The organism is Bradyrhizobium sp. USDA 4486 (genome assembly GCF_054057995.1).
Genome location: NZ_JBSRZV010000001.1, coordinates 3,769,962 through 3,787,213, shown reverse-complemented (window position 1 = coordinate 3,787,213; position 17,252 = coordinate 3,769,962). Strand labels below are relative to the sequence as shown.

Here is a 17,252-nt window from a genome sequence, read left to right as displayed (position 1 = left end):
GGAGTACTCGCGAGGATGAGAACAGGATGAAATCAGTAGGCGCTCGGCGGCGCCATGGTCAACATTGCAGTGCAGCGTTGCGCTGCCCGCGAGTTTGGTCCATTGCAGTGCAGTCAAAACGCGGCGACTGCCGGACCAACCAAGGACGTTCTCGATGAGCAAGAAACAATACCGGATCGCGGTCATTCCCGGCGACGGCATCGGCAAGGAAGTGATGCCCGAGGGCTTGCGCGTTTTGGAAGCCGCGGCGAAGAAGCACGGCGTCTCGCTGCAATTCGATCATTTCGACTTCTCGTCCTGGGACTATTACGAGAAGCACGGCCAGATGATGCCCGACGACTGGAAGGAGAAGATTGGCAAGCACGATGCGATCTATTTCGGCGCGGTCGGCTGGCCGGCCAAGATTCCGGATCACGTCTCGCTGTGGGGCTCGCTGATCAAGTTCCGCCGCGAGTTCGACCAGTACGTGAATTTGCGTCCGGTGCGGCTGATGCCCGGCGTGCCGTCGCCGCTGGCAAACCGCAAGCCCGGTGACATCGATTTCTGGGTGGTGCGCGAGAACACCGAAGGCGAGTATTCCTCGGTCGGCGGCCGCATGTTCCCGGATACCGATCGCGAGTTCGTGACGCAGCAGACGGTGATGACCCGAACCGGCGTCGACCGCATCCTGAAGTTCGCCTTTGAGCTCGCGCAGTCGCGGCCGAAGAAGCACCTGACCTCGGCGACGAAGTCGAATGGCATTTCCATCACCATGCCCTATTGGGACGAGCGCGTGGAGGCGATGGCCAAGAAGTTCCCGGGCGTGAAGTGGGACAAGTACCACATCGACATTCTCACCGCGAATTTCGTGCTGCATCCGGACTGGTTCGACGTCGTGGTCGGCTCCAACCTGTTCGGCGATATCCTGTCCGATCTCGGCCCGGCCTGCACCGGCACCATCGGCATCGCACCGTCAGGCAACATCAATCCGGAAGGAGATTTCCCCTCGGTGTTCGAGCCGGTCCACGGCTCGGCGCCTGATATCGCAGGGCAAGGCATCGCCAATCCGATCGGCATGATCTGGTCCGGCGCGATGATGCTCGAGCATCTCGGCGAGAAGGTCGCCGGCAAGTCCATCGTCGAGGCGATCGAGCGCACGCTCGCCGAACGCACGCTGCGCACCAAGGACCTCGGCGGCAATGCCGACACCACCGCCTGCGGCAAGGCAGTTGCGGACATGGTGGACTAAGGCGGAGCAACAACCACGGTGTCGTCCGGGACGACACCGGTTATGATCGTTCAGCCCGCGATCTTCTCGATCGCGGCCTGATCCAGCCCGAACTTCTTTCCGGCCTCGACGATCTCCTGCCAGGTGGTCGGATCGACCGGGATGCCTTCGGCCAGGCGCTTCGTCTTGGTCTCGCGTTCGGGCTCACCGGCGATCTTCACCTTGTCGACGCCGGGGCCGGGCGGCGAGCCGGTGTGCCAGGCAACGAAGCTCTCGACTTCGCGCGCGAGGTTTTCACCGGTGCCGAGCTTGTCCGGATCGATGACGATCGAGAGCATGCCGTTGAGGACGTTGTACTTGCCGTCGGACGGGCCCTTGACCACTTGCCCGCCGGCGAGCGCGCCGCCGAGGATTTCGCACACCAGCGCGAGCCCCGAACCCTTGTGCTCGCCGAACGGCAGGATGGCGCCATGCGGCGGGATCACGGTGTAGCGCGGGTTGGTGGTCGGCTTGCCCTCGTTGTCGATGATAGTGCCGGGCTCGAGCTCGACGCCCTTGTTGTGGGCGACGCGAGTCTTGCCTTGCGCGATCCTGCTGGTGGCGAAGTCGAGCACGATCGGGTCCTTGCCCCTGCGCGGAATGCCCACGCAGAACGGGTTGGTGCCGTGGCGGGCATCGCTGCCGCCCCAGGGCGCGACGATCGGGCGTGAGATCACGTTGACGAAGTGGATCGAGACCAGCCCGTGATCGATGCACTGCTCGGCCCACTGGCCGATGCGGCCGATGTGGTGCGAGTTGGAGAGGCCGACGAGACACACGCCGTTGCGCTTGGCGCGCTCGGCCGCCAGCTCCATCGCTTCATGGCCGATCACCTGGCCGTAGCCGGTGAGGCCGTCCAGGGTGAGAAGTGGGCCAGTGTCGAGCACGATCTTGACGTGCTGGTTCACGGCGAGCCCCCCATTGGTGACGCTCTGGACATAGCGCGGGATCATGCCGACGCCGTGGGAGTCATGTCCTTTGAGATTGGCCTCGACGAGGTTGGTGGAGACGAGCTCGGCTTCGCGGTCCGAGGAGCCGCCGGCCTTGACAATGGCGCGGACGACGTTGGTGAGCGGCTCAGCCTTGATGGTGCGGTAGTCGGCCATTGTCGTTGCTCTTATCCTTTCGCGATCCGGCGGCAGTGGACCCAGGCCGCTTCAATCAGGTTCTCGCTGGCCTCCGGCGTGCGGAAGGCCGAATGCGCCGACAGCGTCACGTTCGGAATCCTGGTCAGCGGATGGTCGGCGGGCAGGGGCTCGATGTTGAAGACGTCGAGGCCGGCATGACGGATATGGCCCGACTTCAGCGCGTCGATCATGGCGGCTTCGTCGACGATCGCGGCGCGCGCGGTGTTGACGAGGATGACACCGGGCTTCATCGCAAAGATCTTCTCGCGCGTGATCATGCCGCGCGTGTCGTCATTGAGCAGCAGATGCAACGATACGACGTCGCTTCGCGCCAAGACGCTGTCGAGATCGGTGAACTCGACGCCGGGATGGCTCTTCGGCGAGCGGTTCCAGGCGATCACCTTCATGCCTGAGCCGGACGCGATGCGCGCGACCTCCGCGGCGATGCCGCCGAAGCCGATCAGGCCGAGCGTCTTGCCGGTGAGCTGCATGCCGTCCTCACGCAGCCAATTGCCGGCGCGCATCTCGCGATCCATCATCGCGATGACGCGAGCGGAGGACCACATCAGCGCGATCGCGGATTCCGCCACCGCCGTGTCGCCATAGCCCTTGATCAGGTGCACGGAGATGCCGAGCTCGGCGAGCTCCTCCGGGTTCATGTAGCTGCGCGCGCCGGTGCCGAGGAACACGACGTGCTTCAGCCCTGCACATTTCTTCGCGACCTCAGTTGGCAGCGCGGTGTGGTCGACGATCGCGATCTCGGCGCCGTCGAGGATCTCAGGGTATTGCTCGGGCTTGATATCGGGATCGCGGTGGATCCGCACCTTGGGATCACCGGGCTTCTCCAGCCGCTCCATGATCACGGCGAGGGCTTCGTTGGCGTCGACGAAAACTCCGCGCATGGCTCTCTCCGGTCAGGACGCGACGCCGGCGATCGCCAGCACGGTGTGCATGAGCACGTTGGTCCCCGCGGCGCAGTCAGGCTGCGTGGCGTCCTCCAGCTCGTTGTGGCTGATGCCGTCCTTGCAGGGCACGAACACCATCGCTGCCGGCATCACGGTGTTGAGGTTGCAGGCATCGTGGCCGGCGCCAGAAGTGATGCGACGAGAGGAATAGCCGAGCGTCTTAGCGGCATTCTCGACGGCTGCGATCAGCTTGGGATCGAAATGCGTCGGCGGCTTGCGCCAGACCAGTTCGATCTTCACGTCAACCTTGCGGCGCGCGGCGATCTCGGCAATGGCGGCGCGCAAGTCCCGATCGAGCGCATCCATGATGGCGCCATCAGCGCTGCGGCAATCCATGGTGAAGGCGATCTCGCCGGGGATGACGTTGCGCGAGGGATTTGCGATCACGGCCTCGCCGATAGTGCCGACGGCGTTCGGCCCGTGCTTCTTGGCGATGGCCTCCATCGCCAGCACGATCTCGGAAAGCGTTGCCAGCGCATCGCGCCGCAGCGGCATCGGGGTCGAGCCCGCATGGCTCTCGAAGCCGGAGATCTTGCCGTCGTACCAGAGCACGCCCTGGCCGGAATCGACCACGCCGATGGTCTTGCCCTCGGCCTCCAGGATCGGGCCCTGCTCGATGTGCAGCTCCACGAAGCAGCCGAGCTTCTGGAAGCCGACCGGCTTGTCGCCGCGATAGCCGATGCTGTCGAGCGCCTGGCCGACGGTCGTACCCTCGATGTCCTTGCGCGAGAGGATGTCGTCAGTGGTGAAATCGCCGACATAAGCGGCGGAGGCCATCATCGCCGGCGCAAAGCGCGAACCCTCCTCATTGGTCCAGTTGACCACGCAGATCGGCGCCTCGGTTTCGATCCCGGCATCGTTGAGCGTGCGGATCACTTCGAGCGCGCCGAGCGTTCCCAAAATGCCGTCATACTTGCCGCCGGTCGGCTGGGTGTCGAGGTGCGAGCCGATGCCGACGGGCAGCTTCGACATGTCGCGGCCCTTGCGCAATCCGAACATCGAGCCGAGCGCATCGACGTGCACTTCGAGGCCTGCATCTTCGCAGGCCTTTCGGAACCAGTCACGCACCTGCTTGTCCTCGTTGCTCAGCGTCAGCCGTCGCACGCCGCCCTTGGCCGTCGCGCCGAATTGCGCGGTCTCGTGGATCGAGCCCCAGAGGCGGGCGGAATCGATTTGCAGATTGGTGGCGGCTCGGCTCATACGGTCAGTCTCTCAGTTGTCATTCCGGCGCGGCTCGAAGAGCCGAACCCGGGATCTCGAGATTCCGGGTTCGATGCTGTCGCATCGCCCCGGAATGACGTGGAAGGTTGTCCGGCGCCTTTTTCAATGACGCGCCAGCACGGGCGCGTCAACAGCAAGGCTCCTCTGCGCAATCTGACGTGCAAGCTCCGCGACGCGTTCCACCGCGACGACGTCGGGCGAGGCGAGCCAGCTCGCGGTGAATGTCAGCGGCGCGATGGCAAGATCGGTGTCGAGCAGCTGCAGCCGCCCGTCGGCGAGCTCGTTCTCGACGATGGCATCGGGAATCACGGCGATGCCGAGTCCCTCGACCGCCATGTGGATGACGGTCGCAAGCGATGCGGACGCATGCAGCCGGATCGGCGGTAGCTCCGGCCGGTCGAACACCTCGCGCACGACCTCATAAGGCTTCGTCTTGCGCGGGAAGGTGATGATCGGAAACCGCGCGAGCTCCGCCGGCGTGACCGGCCCCTTGCCGAGGCCGAGCGAGGGGCTTGCGAGAAAGCCGATCGGATAATCGGCGAGCACGCGATTATGCACGCCCGAGGCCGACAGCGGCCCGACGACGAAGGCGAGCTCGATCTCCTGTGCGAGCAGGCGCGCAGTGAGGTTCGGCGTGATGTCGACCTCGATCTCCAGCGACAGGTTCGGATAGACCTCGTTCACGCTCTTCACGAGGCGCGGCAGCCAGGTGTGTACGATGGTCTCGGCGACGCCGAGACGCATCACGCCGCGCATGGCCGAGCGGTCACCGATCTCCGCCATCATTTGGGCGCGCAGGCCGATCAGCTTCTCCGCATAGACCATCATCTGCCGCCCGCTCGGCGTCGGCGAAGCCACGCGATGGTCGCGGTTGAGGAGCTTGACACCTATCTCGCGCTCGAGCTGGGCGATGCGCTGGGAGATCGCCGGCTGGGTCGTATTGAGCCGCGCCGCAGCGCCGCGGAAGCTGCCGAGCTTCACGACCCAGAGGAAGGTTTCGATCGACCTGAAGTCGAGCATTGGAAGGATTTTCCTGGTCGATAAAGCGAGTTTATCGATATCGATTAAAAAGGACGATTAGACTTTATAGTATGCTTGATGTTGGTTGTGCTTGTCGAGTTCGTAGGCAGGTCGATCAAATGACTGTTTTAGTGGCAGCGCAGCAAACTGAAACGCCCGACACGCTCCCGAGCCGCAAGGCCCGGCTCGCCTACCGCGAGGGGCTGGTCGCTTCCACCGCCGGAATCGCTCCGGGCTTCGTCCAGGGCAATCTGGCGATCCTGCCGGCCGAATATGCCAGTGCCTTTCACCGCTTCTGTCAGCTCAATCCGAAGCCGTGCCCGATCATCGGCATGTCCGATGTCGGCAGCCCGCACATTCCCGCGCTCGGCGCCGATCTCGACATCCGCACCGACGTGCCGCGCTACCGGGTCTGGCGCGACGGCGAGGTGGTGGACGAGCCGACCGACGTGACCAGCTATTGGCGCGACGACCTCGTGACCTTCGTGCTCGGCTGCTCCTTCTCGTTCGAAGAGGCGCTGCTCGATGAAGGCATGCCGATCCGCCACATCGAGCACAATGTGCGCGTGCCGATGTACCGCACGAACATCGCCTGCGGCGAGGCCGGTCCGTTCGCCGGCCCCATGGTGGTGTCGATGCGCCCGTTCAAGCCGGCGGACGCGATCCGCGCGGTGCAGATCACGTCGCGCTATCCCGCCGTGCACGGTGCGCCCGTGCATCTCGGCCATCCGCATCTGATCGGCATCAAGGACATCGCCAAGCCCGACTATGGTGACCCCGTGCCCGTCGCCGACGACGAGATCCCGGTGTTCTGGGCCTGCGGCGTGACGCCGCAATCTGTAATCAACGCTGCGAAACTCCCGTTCGCGATCACGCATTCGCCCGGCCTGATGCTGGTGACAGATCTGAAGAACAGGGCCATGGCCGTGATTTAGGAGGCAGCGTTTGCTGCTTCTTCGGGCTTTACGCTAATCGCCAATCGCTTCATTCGAACAGTCGAAATTCAACAGGGGACTTTGCCATGACGATCACTCGCCGCGACGTGCTGCTGGGCGCCACCGCTATTGCTGCGCTGGTGCCGCTCGCCGCACGCGCCCAGACGTCGGAAGTCGTGATCGGCGTGATCTATCCGTTCTCCGGCGGCAGCGCACAGCAGGGCGTCGACGCGCAGAAGGCCTACGAGACTGCGCTCGAGGTCATCAACAAGGATACCGATTTCGACCTGCCGCTGGCCAAGGGCGAGGGCCTGTCGGGGCTTGGCGGCGCCAAGGTGCGCCTCGTGTTCGCCGACCACCAGGCCGATCCGCAGAAGGGCCGCGCCGAGGCCGAGCGCCTGATCACGCAGGAGAAGGTCTGCGCCATCATCGGCACCTATCAGAGCGCAGTCGCCGTCACCGTCAGCCAGATCTGCGAACGCTACCAGATTCCGTTCGTCTCCGCCGACAATTCCTCGCCGAGCCTGCATCGCCGCGGCCTGAAATATTACTTCCGCGCCGCGCCGCATGACGAGATGTACTCGGCCGCGATGTTCGACTTCTTCGATGCCATGAAGAAGAAGGGGACGAAGATCGAGACGCTGTCGCTGTTCCACGAAGATACCATCTTCGGCACCGACTCCGGCAACGCGCAGGCCAAGATCGCCGGCGAGCGCGGCTACAAGATCGTCACCGACATCAAATATCGGGCCAACTCGCCCTCGCTCTCGGCCGAGGTGCAGCAGCTCAAGACGGCCAATGCCGACGTGCTGATGCCCTCGAGCTACACCACGGACGGCATTTTGCTGGTCAAGACCATGGCCGAGCTCGGCTACAAGCCGAACGCGATCGTGGCGCAGGACGCCGGCTTCTCCGAGAAGGCGCTGTATGACGCCGTCGGCGACAAGCTCGAAGGCGTGATCTCGCGCGGCACTTTCTCGCTCGACCTCGCGCAGAAGCGCCCGATGGTCGGCAAGATCAACGAGATGTTCAAGGCGCGCTCGGGCAAGGATTTCAACGACCTCACCTCGCGCCAGTTCATGGGCCTGATCATCCTGGCGGACGCCATCAACCGCGCCAAGTCGACCGACGGCGAGAAGATCCGCGATGCGCTGGCGGCGACCGACATCCCGGGCGAGCAGACCATCATGCCCTGGAAGCGCGTCAAGTTCGACGAGATGGGCCAGAACAACGACGCCGACCCGGTGCTGCTGCAATATATCGGCGGCAAGTTCGTCACCATCTTCCCGCCGCAGGCCGCGATCGCCGAAGCGACCTGGCCGATGAAGTAAGCGCTGCGGGAGCAGGGGAGCAAGTCGAGATCGTCGCGCGAGCCTCGTCATTGCGAGGAGCGAAGCGACGAAGCAAACCAGGCAATTGCCGGAGAGGCAGTCTGGATTGCTTCTTCGCTCGCAATGACGGAGCAAACGATCACGTTTCGGACGGGGGACCAGAGTTGACAGCCCAAGCCATAATCCAGAGTCTCGCGAGCGGCCTTCTCATGGGCCTGCTCTATGGATTGATCGCCGTCGGCCTCGCGCTGATCTTCGGCCTGATGGACGTCGTGAACTTCGCTCATGGCGAGTTCCTGATGATCGCGATGTATGCGAGCTTCTTCCTGTTCGCGTTCTTCGCCATCGATCCCTTGCTGTCGGCGCCCTTGGTCGCCGCCGCACTGTTCGTGTTCGGAGCGGTCGTCTACCTCTTGATTGTACGCTTCGCCATGCGGGCCAAGGCCAATGCCGGCATGGTGCAGATCTTCTCGACCTTCGGCCTTGCCATCGTCATGCGCGGCCTCGCGCAGTTCTTCTTCACGCCGGACTACCGCAGCATTCCGCAGTCCTGGCTCGGCGGCAAGACGGTATCGATCGCCGGCATCTTTCTGCCGGAGCCGCAGCTGATCGGCGCGCTGGTCTCGATCGCAGCCTTCGCCGGCCTCTACTTCTTCATCCACCGGACCGATTTCGGCCGCGCGCTGGAAGCCACGCGTGAAGATCCCGGCGCGGTCGCGCTGGTCGGCATCGACAAGAACCGCGTGTTCGCGCTCGGCTGGGGCCTCGGCGCCGCGTTGGTCGGTCTCGCCGGCGCGATCATGGCGGTGTTCTTCTACATCTATCCCGACGTCGGTGCGTCCTTCGCGCTGATTGCCTATGTGACCGTGGCGCTCGGCGGCTTCGGCAGCGTGTTCGGCGCCTTCGCCGGCGGCATCATCGTCGGTCTCGTCGAGGCCACGACCGCCCTGGTGCTGCCGCCCTCGCTGAAATCGGTCGGCATCTATGCGGTCTACCTGCTCGTCGTCTTCATCCGGCCGCGCGGCCTGTTCGGGTCGATGTGATGGACAAGAATTTTGCCGCGCGGCGCCGCCGCGACCTCATCATCGCCGCGGTGCTGGCAGCCCTCGCCGCACTCGCGCCGCTGTTCATCAAGGACGTCTACGTCCAGAACATCCTGATCCTGACCCTGATGTATGCGGCGCTGTCGCAGAGCTGGAACATCCTGTCCGGCTATTGCGGACAGATCTCGCTCGGCCACGCGCTCTATTTCGGCATCGGCGCCTACACCACCGAGCTCTTGTTCACCAAGTTCGGCGTGCTGCCCTGGTTCGGCATGCTCGCCGGCGGCGTGATCGCGGCGGTGATCGCGATGGGGCTCGGCTATCCCTTCTTCCGCCTGCGCGGCCATTACTTCGTGATCGCGACCATCGTCATAGCCGAGATCGGCCTGCTGCTGTTCCAGAACTGGGAGTGGGCGGGGGCTGCGATGGGCATCACCATTCCGGTGCGCGGCGACAGCTGGCTGAAATTCCAGTTCCTGCGCAGCAAGCTGCCGTACTTCTATTTCGCGCTGGCGCTGTGCAGCCTCGCCTGGTTCGTCACCTGGTGGCTGGAAGACTCCAAATGGGGTTTCTGGTGGCGCGCGGTGAAGGACAATCCGGAAGCGGCCGAAAGCCTCGGCGTCGTCGTGTTCAACTCCAAGATGGGCGCGGCTGCCCTCTCGGCCTTCCTCGTCGCCATCGGCGGCGCCTTCTATGCGCAGTTCCTCGCCTATATCGATCCTGAGAGCGTCATGGGCTTCCAGTTCTCGCTGCTGATGGCGCTACCGGCCGTGCTCGGCGGCATCGGCACCCTCTGGGGCCCCGTGCTTGGCGCCGCCATCCTGATCCCGATGACCGAGCTGACGCGGTCTTATATCGGCGGCTCCGGCCGCGGCGTCGACCTCATCGTCTACGGTACGCTGATCGTGGCGATCTCGCTGGCCCTTCCTCAGGGCCTAGTGAGCCTGTTCTCCCGTTCAAAGTCGAAAGGAGCCACGCGATGACCGCGCTCCTTGAAACCCGCGGCGTCTGGCAGCGGTTCGGCGGCCTCGTCGCCAACAGCGACGTCTCGATCTCGGTCCGCCGCGGCGAGATCGTCGGCCTGATCGGCCCCAACGGCGCCGGCAAGTCGACCCTGTTCAATCTGATCGCCGGCGTCTTGCCGCCGACGCAAGGCTCGATCTGGTTCGACGGCGAGGACGTCACCCACATGCCGGCGGCCGCGCGCTGCCAACGCGGCGTCGGGCGCACCTTCCAGGTGGTCAAGAGCTTTGAAACCATGACCGTCGTCGACAACGTCATCGTCGGTGCGCTCGTGCGCAACACCGTGATGCGCGAGGCGCGCCGCAAGGCGCGCGAGGTGCTGGAATTCACCGGCCTTGCCGCGCGCGCCGACGTGCTCGCGAGCGATCTCGTCCCGGCCGAGAAGCGCCGCCTGGAAGTTGCGCGTGCGCTCGCAACCGAACCGAAGCTACTGCTGCTCGACGAGGTCCTCACTGGCCTTACGCCGACTGAGGCGCAGACCGGCGTGGCGCTGGTGCGCAAGGTGCGCGATGCCGGTATCACCGTCTTGATGGTCGAGCATGTCATGGAGATCGTGATGCCGCTGGTCGACCGCGCCATCGTGCTCGACCTCGGCAAGGTGCTGGTCGAGGGCAAGCCCGCCGACGTCGTCCGCGATCCCAAGGTGATCAGCGCATATCTGGGAGATCGTCATGCTCAGCGTGCATGAAGTCACGACCGCCTATCAGGGCCTGGTCGCGATCTCCGCGGTTTCGATCGAGGTCCAGAAGGGCGAGATCGTCTGCGTCGCCGGCGCCAACGGTGCGGGCAAGTCGACGCTGCTGAAATCCATCGCCGGCGCCGAGCGCCCGCGCTCGGGCACGGTGACGTTCGATGGCAGGCGCCTCGACGGCATGGCGCAGCATCACGTCACCGCCACCGGCATTGCCTACGTGCCGGAGAACCGCCGCTTGTTTCCGCGCCTGTCGGTGCGCGACAATCTCCGCCTCGGCAGCTACCTCTATCGCGGCGATGCGGATCGCGAGGGACCGCTCGACCTGGTCTTCAACCTGTTTCCGCGCCTGTCCGAGCGCCTCGAGCAGCGCGCTGAGACGCTCTCCGGCGGCGAGCAGCAAATGCTCGCGATCGGCCGCGCCCTGATGACGCGCCCGCGGCTGTTGATGCTGGACGAGCCCTCGCAGGGCATCATGCCAAAACTGGTCGATGAGATCTTTCAGGCCGTGAAACGGATCCGCGACGCCGGCATGACCGTCCTGATCGTCGAGCAGCGCATGGCCGAGTGCCTCGAGATCGCCGACCGTGCCTACATCCTGCAAACCGGCCGCGTGCTGATGCAGGGCCCGTCCGCGGAGATCAAGGGCAATCCCGACGTGCGCAAGGCGTATCTGGGGCTGTAGCTAGACTGCCGTCGCAATCTCCGCCGTCATTGCGAGCGAAGCGAAGCAATTCAGACTGCCTCCGCGGAAAGATTCTGGATTGCTTCGCTGCGCTCGCAATGACGAGGGGTGAGAGCCGGGCTCTAGTGCTCGTGCCCACGCTCCGGCAACGTCACCCCGAACACCTTCACCAGATCCGTCACCTGCTCGGGCGAGAGATACCGCGGGTTTAGCCCGCGCAGCAGCAGATACAGCTTCGCGGTCTCCTCAAGCTCCTCCGTCGCGAACACGGCTGCTTCGAGCGTGTCGCCAGCGACGACGGGGCCGTGGTTGGCGAGCAGCACGGATGAGTACTTTCCCGCTAGTCCCTTGATCGCGTCGGCCACCGCGGGATCGCCGGGGCGGTAATAGGGCACGAGCGCGGTGGCGCCGCATTTCATCAGGTAATAGGCGGTCATCGGCGGCAGTGCGGCGCGCGGGTCGATCTCGGGCAGCATCGAGAGCGCCACCGAATGAGTCGAATGCAGATGCACGATCGCGCGTGCGCTGCCGCGCGTGTCATAGAGCGCCGTGTGCAGCGGAACTTCCTTGGTCGGCGCATCGCCTGATACCAGCCGGCCCTGATCATCCAGCCGGGACAATTTTGCGGGATCGAGGAAGCCGAGCGAGGCATTGGTGGGGGTCACCAGCCAGCCACCGCCGTCCAGCCTGACGCTGATATTGCCGGAGGAGCCCGGCGTTAGCCCGCGCTCGAACAGGGACCGTCCGAACCGGCAGATATCCTCACGCAGCCTTGTCTCGTTGCTCGTTTCAGTGCTCATGGCCGTCATGCCCGCTTGTCTCACGCTTTGGCAGCGCGGCCAAGCCGTGTTATTCGGTTGCGAAGCCGCCGCAAAGGGCGGCCGTCCAGGAAACGTTCGCAAGGGTCAGTTGCATGTCCGCCACCACATCACAAAATCAGCGCATCGCCGTCATCGGGCTCGGCTCGATGGGGTATGGCATGGCGACCTCGCTGAAGCGCGCCGGCCATGCCGTGACCGGCTGCGACGTATCGGCGGACGCTGTGGCGCGGTTCGTGAAGGACGGCGGCAGCGGCGCCAAAACGCCGGCCGAGGCCGCCAAGGACACCGACATCGTCGTCAGCGTCGTCGTCAATGCCGCCCAGACCGAAGCGATCCTGTTCGGCAAGGACGGCGTCGCCGAGACCCTGCCGAAGGACGGCGTCTTCATCTCCTCGGCCACCATGGATCCCGACGTGGCGCGGCGCCTTGCAAAACAGCTCGAGGCGACCGGCCGGCATTATCTCGATGCGCCGATCTCCGGCGGCGCGCAGCGTGCCGCGCAAGGCGAGCTGACGATCCTCGCCTCCGGCAGCCCTGCCGCCTTTACAAAGGCGCGGCCGGCACTCGACGCGATGGCCGCAAAGCTCTACGAGCTTGGCGATGCCGCAGGGCAGGGCGCCGCCTTCAAGATGATCAACCAGCTGCTCGCCGGCGTGCACATTGCCGCTGCCAGCGAAGCCATCGCGTTCGCCGCCAAGCAGGGCCTCGACATCCGCAAGGTCTATGAGGTGATCACGGCCTCCGCCGGCAATTCCTGGATGTTCGAGAATCGCATGCCGCACGTGCTCGACGGCGACTACACGCCGCGGAGCGCGGTCGAGATTTTCGTGAAGGACCTCGGCATCATCCAGGACATGGCGCGCAGCGCCCGGTTCCCGGTGCCGGTCTCCGCCGCCGCGCTGCAGATGTTCCTGATGACGGCTGCCGCCGGCATGGGCCGCGACGACGATGCCTCGGTGGCGCGGATGTACGCGCAGGTCACTGGCGTGAAGCTCCCGGGCGACAAGTAAGAGGATCTCCAATGCCCCGTTTCGCCGCCAACCTCTCGATGATGTTCACTGAGGTGCCCTTCCTCGACCGCTTCGATGCCGCAGCCCAAGCCGGCTTCACCGCGGTCGAGTTCCTCTTTCCTTACGAGCATCCGGTCGAGGCCGTCGGCGAGCGGCTCAAGCGCAACGGTCTGACCCAGGCGCTGTTCAACCTGCCGCCGGGCGACTGGAATGCCGGCGAGAAGGGGTTTGCGGCACTCCCTTCGCGCTTCAATGATCTCAAGGCGAGCCTCGAGACAGCGCTGCCTTATGCCAAGGCAACCGGCGTCAAGCGCCTTCACCTGATGGCCGGCATCGCCAACCGCGGCGAGCGCGTCGCGATTGAGGCGTTCTACAAGTCGGTGGCGTGGGCCGCCGAGTTCTTCGGCCCGCACGGCATCGACATCGTGCTCGAGCCGATCAACGCCCGCAACGTGCCCGGCTACTTCCTCAACGATTTCGGCTTCGCCCGCGACCTGATCCAGGAGTTGCGGCTGCCGAACCTGAAGCTCCAGTTCGACATCTATCACTGCCAGATCATCCATGGCGATGTCACCATGCGGCTGCGCGAGATGATGCCGATCATCGGCCACATCCAGATCGCCAGCGTCCCCTCGCGCAACGAGCCCGACGGCGAAGAGCTGAACTATCCGTTCCTGTTCGAAGAGCTCGACCGGCTCGGCTATCCCGGCTTCGTCGGCTGCGAATATAATCCGCGCGGCAAGACCACCGATGGCCTCGCCTGGTTCAAACCTTACGCCGGAGTGAAGCCGTGACCCCCGCAGCAAAAATTTCTCTTGGCTGCATCGCGGACGACTATACCGGTGCTTCCGATCTCGCCAACACGTTGACGCGCGCGGGCCTGCGCACCGTGCAGACTATCGGCGTGCCCGCCGATGATCTGGCGCTGCCCGAGGTCGACGCTGTCGTGGTGTCGCTGAAAAGCCGCTCGATCGAGGCCGGCCTTGCCGTGTCGCGCTCGCGCGCGGCCGAGACATGGCTGCGGGGCCGCGGCGCGGACCACGTGCTGTTCAAGATCTGCTCGACCTTCGATTCCACCGATGCCGGCAACATCGGCCCGGTGATGGATGCTCTTCGCGCCGATGGCGGCGAGGGCGTCGTGCTGGTGACGCCGGCCTTCCCGGAGACCGGCCGCACCGTCTACCAGGGCAACCTCTTCGTCGGCGCGGTGCCGCTGAACGAGAGCCCGCTGAAGGACCATCCGCTCAACCCGATGCACGATTCCAACCTGGTGCGCGTGCTGGCGCGCCAGAGCCGGACGCAAATCGGCCTCGTCGATCTCGCTACCGTCACGCGCGGCGCAGATGCCGTGCGCGTGCGGCTCACCGAGCTCGCGGGCAAGGGCATTGGGGCAGCGATCATCGATGCCGTGTTCGACCGCGATCTCGAGACCATCGGTCTCGTGGCCGCCGAACATCGGTTGTCGGTCGGTGCCTCCGGCATCGGCCTCGGTCTGGCGCGGGCGCTGGTGTCGACGGGTAAGGTCAAATCGGCCGCGACGAGCGGAGAGGCGGGCGCCGCGGTCGGCGGACCGGCGGCCTGCCTTGCCGGAAGCTGTTCGCAGGCAACGCTTCAGCAGATCGCGAATGCCGAACGTGTCATGCCGGTGTTGCATCTCGATCCCGACCGTATTCTTACGGGAGCGCGCGAAGCGCAGCGTGCGCTGGACTGGGCAAGGCCGCGACTGGCCGAAGGTCCGGTGCTGATCGCATCGAGTTCGACACCGGATCAGGTCGCCGCGCTCCAGGCGCGTCACGGCCGCGACGCGGCGGGCCATGCAATCGAGCAGACGATGGCTGATATTGCGGAAAGCCTTGTAAAATCAGGTGTACGGCGCCTGGTCATTGCCGGTGGCGAAACATCCGGCGCCGTCGTTGATCGGTTGAGGATTCCCGGATTTCTCGTCGGAGTGGAAATCGCCGCTGGCGTTCCGGTGCTGCGCGCGGCCGGTGCTGGCGGCGACATGCTGCTCGCGCTGAAGTCCGGAAATTTTTGGCGGCGCGGAGTTTTTCGCGGACGCGCTTAGGCTCATGCGCTGAGCGCAGGGCATTCTTAGCCCCTCATTCATTTCTTTCGGCTTCCGTACCTGTGCGGAGTCGTAGTTAAGAGCTGCTCAGTCGCCTTGCTGTTGGATATCGGCACCGCATCGTTTGTTGATGACCATTTCCGGACGCGCCGCCGCGCCAACGCAAAGAGACCGCTTATGCTCGCTAAGATTTCCATCCGCGCCAAGATCATCAGTGTCGTGGCGTTCCTGCTCGTCGCGATGGCCGGTATGGGCCTGCTAGCCGTCATCAAGATGCGGTCGATGAACGCCAATACGGTCGACATCACCACGAGCTGGATGCCGAGCGTGCGCGTGCTGGGCGATCTGCGCGCCGGCGTGATCACCTACCGCAACGTGATCCGCGAGCACATGCTGGCCGAGACGCTGGATGAAAAGCTGGCGGCGGAAAAGACTGCGGCGTCCGTAACCGAGATGTTGGCCAGGGCTCGCAAGGACTACGAGGCGATGATCACCTCGCCGGAAGAGCGGGCGCTCTACACCGAGTGGTCGAAGCTCTGGAGCGAGTACCAGAAAGGCGGCCAGGACGTCATGGAATTGTCGCGCATGGAGGCGGGCAAGGTGCCGCACGGATCCCATGAGCTCAACACCAAGACTGTCAACAAGATCGGCCTGAAGTCCGACGAGGTGCTGCAGAAGGACATCGAGCTCAACACCAGGGGCGGCGACCAGGCCGCACGGGACGCGGCCGACAGCTATTATCATGCGTTCATGCTGCTCTCGATCATCCTCGGCGCCGCCGTCATCGTCGGCATCGGCGTCGGTTTCTATCTCGTCCATGATGTTTCCAGCGGCATCAACTCGATCACCCTGCCGATGCAGGCACTGGGCAAGGGCGACCTTTCAGCCGAAGTCCCGCACCGGGGCGAGAAGACCGAGATCGGCGCCATGGCCGACGTGCTTCAGATCTTCAAGGAGGCGCTGATCGCCAAGAAGGCCGCCGACGAGGCCGCCGCGGCCGCTGCCGAGGCCAAGATCGAGCGCGGCCGCCGCGTCGACAACATTACCCGCGAATTCGAGACGATGATCGGCGAGATCGTGCAGACCGTGTCGTCGGCCTCGACCCAGTTGGAGGCCTCCGCCTCGACGCTGACCTCGACCGCCGACCGCTCCCAGCGGCTCGCGACCACCGTTGCCGGAGCATCGGAGGAAGCGTCCACCAACGTGCAGTCGGTGGCCTCGGCGACCGAGGAGATGGCCTCGTCCGTCGGCGAGATCAGCCGTCAGGTGCAGGAATCGGCACGGATGGCGGGCGACGCTGTCGGCCAGGCCCGCGCCACCACCGAGCGCGTCAGCGAGCTCTCCAAGGCGGCATCCCGCATCGGCGACGTCGTCGAGCTGATCAACACCATCGCCGGACAGACGAACCTTCTGGCGCTGAACGCCACGATCGAGGCGGCGCGCGCCGGTGAAGCCGGCCGCGGCTTTGCTGTGGTGGCTTCCGAAGTGAAGGCGCTCGCCGAGCAGACCGCGAAGGCGACCGGCGAGATCGGCCAGCAGATCTCCGGCATCCAGGCGGCGACCAACGACTCTGTCGGCGCGATCAAGGAGATCTCCTCGACCATCGAGCGCCTCTCGGAGATCTCCTCGGCGATCGCGGCTGCGGTGGAAGAGCAGGGCGCAGCGACCCAGGAGATCGCCCGCAACGTGCAGCAGGCGGCGCAGGGGACCCAGCAGGTCTCCTCGAACATCACCGACGTGCAGCGTGGCGCGACCGAGACCGGCACGGCCTCCTCGCAGGTGCTGTCGGCGGCGCAGATGCTGTCCAACGATTCGAACCGGCTCAAGGCCGAGGTCAGCAAGTTCCTGACGAACGTCCGCGCGGCGTAAACCGCGGCGCCGGACATCCATCGACGAACGGGCGGCGCCGCGAGCGCCGCCCGTTTTCTTTTGGCGGACGCATGATATCGTCTAAAGGTAGCATTGTGACGGATTACCCGTACTCGTACGGGCGCGCAGTTTCATCGATGGTTAAATTCGATTTACAAGAATTGCTCGCGGGCGGCCTCATATGGCGACAGCCCCGGTTG

15 protein-coding genes and 1 pseudogene are annotated in these 17,252 nt (G+C 64.9%); 11 read left to right on the top strand and 5 right to left on the bottom strand.

Translation table 11 applies throughout. The features are described from left to right. Positions 1-154 precede the first annotated feature (154 nt). Positions 155-1,228, top strand: coding sequence for a tartrate dehydrogenase (locus ACVWY3_RS18515; RefSeq protein WP_456839751.1), 1,074 nt, complete (start codon positions 155-157; stop codon positions 1,226-1,228). A 50-nt stretch (positions 1,229-1,278) separates the two neighbouring features. Here ACVWY3_RS18515 and ACVWY3_RS18510 read toward each other — a convergent pair whose 3' ends face one another. The 4 genes from ACVWY3_RS18510 to ACVWY3_RS18495 all read right to left on the bottom strand — a co-directional run bounded on the left by ACVWY3_RS18510 (position 1,279) and on the right by ACVWY3_RS18495 (position 5,579). Next, a complete protein-coding gene (locus ACVWY3_RS18510) occupies positions 1,279-2,352 on the bottom strand; it encodes a malate/lactate/ureidoglycolate dehydrogenase (RefSeq protein WP_456839750.1) in 1,074 nt (357 codons plus the stop codon). Between the two features lie 11 nt (positions 2,353-2,363). Beyond that, positions 2,364-3,275, bottom strand: a complete 912-nt coding sequence (locus ACVWY3_RS18505; protein ID WP_456839749.1) for an NAD(P)-dependent oxidoreductase — start codon at positions 3,273-3,275, stop codon at positions 2,364-2,366. A 12-nt stretch (positions 3,276-3,287) separates the two neighbouring features. Next, on the bottom strand, positions 3,288-4,538 hold the full coding sequence (locus tag ACVWY3_RS18500) for an allantoate amidohydrolase (RefSeq protein ID WP_456839748.1): 1,251 nt from the start codon (positions 4,536-4,538) through the stop codon (positions 3,288-3,290). A gap of 123 nt (positions 4,539-4,661) precedes the next feature. After that, complete coding sequence (locus ACVWY3_RS18495; RefSeq protein ID WP_456839747.1) at positions 4,662-5,579, bottom strand: LysR family transcriptional regulator; 918 nt, start codon at positions 5,577-5,579, stop codon at positions 4,662-4,664. 119 nt (positions 5,580-5,698) lie between these two features. On the opposite strand from ACVWY3_RS18495, the gene ACVWY3_RS18490 reads away from it, so the two are divergent. From ACVWY3_RS18490 to ACVWY3_RS18465, 6 genes are all read left to right on the top strand, one after another. Next, the gene (locus tag ACVWY3_RS18490; protein WP_456839746.1) at positions 5,699-6,514 is read left to right on the top strand and encodes a putative hydro-lyase; all 816 of its coding nucleotides are present in this window, start codon (positions 5,699-5,701) and stop codon (positions 6,512-6,514) included. A gap of 86 nt (positions 6,515-6,600) precedes the next feature. Beyond that, positions 6,601-7,845 (top strand): ABC transporter substrate-binding protein, encoded by a 1,245-nt coding sequence (locus ACVWY3_RS18485; protein ID WP_456839745.1) that lies wholly within the window; start codon positions 6,601-6,603, stop codon positions 7,843-7,845. 164 nt (positions 7,846-8,009) lie between these two features. Continuing rightward, positions 8,010-8,888: a branched-chain amino acid ABC transporter permease gene (locus ACVWY3_RS18480; protein ID WP_027558616.1), complete on the top strand. Its 879-nt coding sequence runs from the start codon at positions 8,010-8,012 to the stop codon at positions 8,886-8,888. Next, complete coding sequence (locus ACVWY3_RS18475) at positions 8,888-9,871, top strand: branched-chain amino acid ABC transporter permease (protein ID WP_456839744.1); 984 nt, start codon at positions 8,888-8,890, stop codon at positions 9,869-9,871. Before ACVWY3_RS18480 ends, ACVWY3_RS18475 begins: the two co-directional genes overlap by 1 nt. Then, positions 9,868-10,599, top strand: coding sequence for an ABC transporter ATP-binding protein (locus tag ACVWY3_RS18470; protein WP_456839743.1), 732 nt, complete (start codon positions 9,868-9,870; stop codon positions 10,597-10,599). The genes ACVWY3_RS18475 and ACVWY3_RS18470 overlap by 4 nt, the downstream gene beginning before the upstream one ends. Beyond that, on the top strand, positions 10,583-11,287 hold the full coding sequence (locus ACVWY3_RS18465; RefSeq protein WP_456839742.1) for an ABC transporter ATP-binding protein: 705 nt from the start codon (positions 10,583-10,585) through the stop codon (positions 11,285-11,287). Before ACVWY3_RS18470 ends, ACVWY3_RS18465 begins: the two co-directional genes overlap by 17 nt. 122 nt (positions 11,288-11,409) lie before the next feature. On the opposite strand, the gene otnC is transcribed toward ACVWY3_RS18465, so the two are convergent. Continuing rightward, complete coding sequence (otnC, locus tag ACVWY3_RS18460; protein WP_456839741.1) at positions 11,410-12,096, bottom strand: 3-oxo-tetronate 4-phosphate decarboxylase; 687 nt, start codon at positions 12,094-12,096, stop codon at positions 11,410-11,412. Between the two features lie 104 nt (positions 12,097-12,200). Here otnC and ltnD point away from each other — a divergent pair, with 104 nt between their 5' ends. The 4 genes and pseudogenes from ltnD to ACVWY3_RS18440 all read left to right on the top strand — a co-directional run bounded on the left by ltnD (position 12,201) and on the right by ACVWY3_RS18440 (position 17,052). Continuing rightward, the gene (gene ltnD / locus ACVWY3_RS18455; RefSeq protein WP_456839740.1) at positions 12,201-13,118 is read left to right on the top strand and encodes an L-threonate dehydrogenase; all 918 of its coding nucleotides are present in this window, start codon (positions 12,201-12,203) and stop codon (positions 13,116-13,118) included. 11 nt (positions 13,119-13,129) lie between these two features. Then, the gene (gene otnI, locus ACVWY3_RS18450; protein WP_456839739.1) at positions 13,130-13,912 is read left to right on the top strand and encodes a 2-oxo-tetronate isomerase; all 783 of its coding nucleotides are present in this window, start codon (positions 13,130-13,132) and stop codon (positions 13,910-13,912) included. Beyond that, a pseudogene (otnK, locus tag ACVWY3_RS18445) lies at positions 13,909-15,196 on the top strand (3-oxo-tetronate kinase). Before otnI ends, otnK begins: the two are co-directional and overlap by 4 nt. Before the next feature lie 164 nt (positions 15,197-15,360). Then, the gene (locus ACVWY3_RS18440) at positions 15,361-17,052 is read left to right on the top strand and encodes a methyl-accepting chemotaxis protein (RefSeq protein ID WP_456839738.1); all 1,692 of its coding nucleotides are present in this window, start codon (positions 15,361-15,363) and stop codon (positions 17,050-17,052) included. Positions 17,053-17,252 lie beyond the last annotated feature (200 nt).

Excerpts from the sequence above, each read along its gene's own strand:
- ACVWY3_RS18485 (WP_456839745.1), top strand. The coding sequence starts at position 6,601 with ATGACGATCACTCGCCGCGACGTGCTGCTGGGCGCCACCGCTATTGCT.
- ACVWY3_RS18475 (WP_456839744.1), top strand. The coding sequence starts at position 8,888 with ATGGACAAGAATTTTGCCGCGCGGCGCCGCCGCGACCTCATCATCGCC.
- ACVWY3_RS18470 (WP_456839743.1), top strand. The coding sequence starts at position 9,868 with ATGACCGCGCTCCTTGAAACCCGCGGCGTCTGGCAGCGGTTCGGCGGC.
- ACVWY3_RS18490 (WP_456839746.1), top strand. The coding sequence starts at position 5,699 with ATGACTGTTTTAGTGGCAGCGCAGCAAACTGAAACGCCCGACACGCTC.
- ltnD (WP_456839740.1), top strand. The coding sequence starts at position 12,201 with ATGTCCGCCACCACATCACAAAATCAGCGCATCGCCGTCATCGGGCTC.
- ACVWY3_RS18495 (WP_456839747.1), bottom strand. The coding sequence starts at position 5,579 with ATGCTCGACTTCAGGTCGATCGAAACCTTCCTCTGGGTCGTGAAGCTC.
- ACVWY3_RS18465 (WP_456839742.1), top strand. The coding sequence starts at position 10,583 with ATGCTCAGCGTGCATGAAGTCACGACCGCCTATCAGGGCCTGGTCGCG.
- ACVWY3_RS18500 (WP_456839748.1), bottom strand. The coding sequence starts at position 4,538 with ATGAGCCGAGCCGCCACCAATCTGCAAATCGATTCCGCCCGCCTCTGG.
- ACVWY3_RS18505 (WP_456839749.1), bottom strand. The coding sequence starts at position 3,275 with ATGCGCGGAGTTTTCGTCGACGCCAACGAAGCCCTCGCCGTGATCATG.
- ACVWY3_RS18515 (WP_456839751.1), top strand. The coding sequence starts at position 155 with ATGAGCAAGAAACAATACCGGATCGCGGTCATTCCCGGCGACGGCATC.
- ACVWY3_RS18440 (WP_456839738.1), top strand. The coding sequence starts at position 15,361 with ATGCTCGCTAAGATTTCCATCCGCGCCAAGATCATCAGTGTCGTGGCG.
- ACVWY3_RS18510 (WP_456839750.1), bottom strand. The coding sequence starts at position 2,352 with ATGGCCGACTACCGCACCATCAAGGCTGAGCCGCTCACCAACGTCGTC.
- otnC (WP_456839741.1), bottom strand. The coding sequence starts at position 12,096 with ATGACGGCCATGAGCACTGAAACGAGCAACGAGACAAGGCTGCGTGAG.
- otnI (WP_456839739.1), top strand. The coding sequence starts at position 13,130 with ATGCCCCGTTTCGCCGCCAACCTCTCGATGATGTTCACTGAGGTGCCC.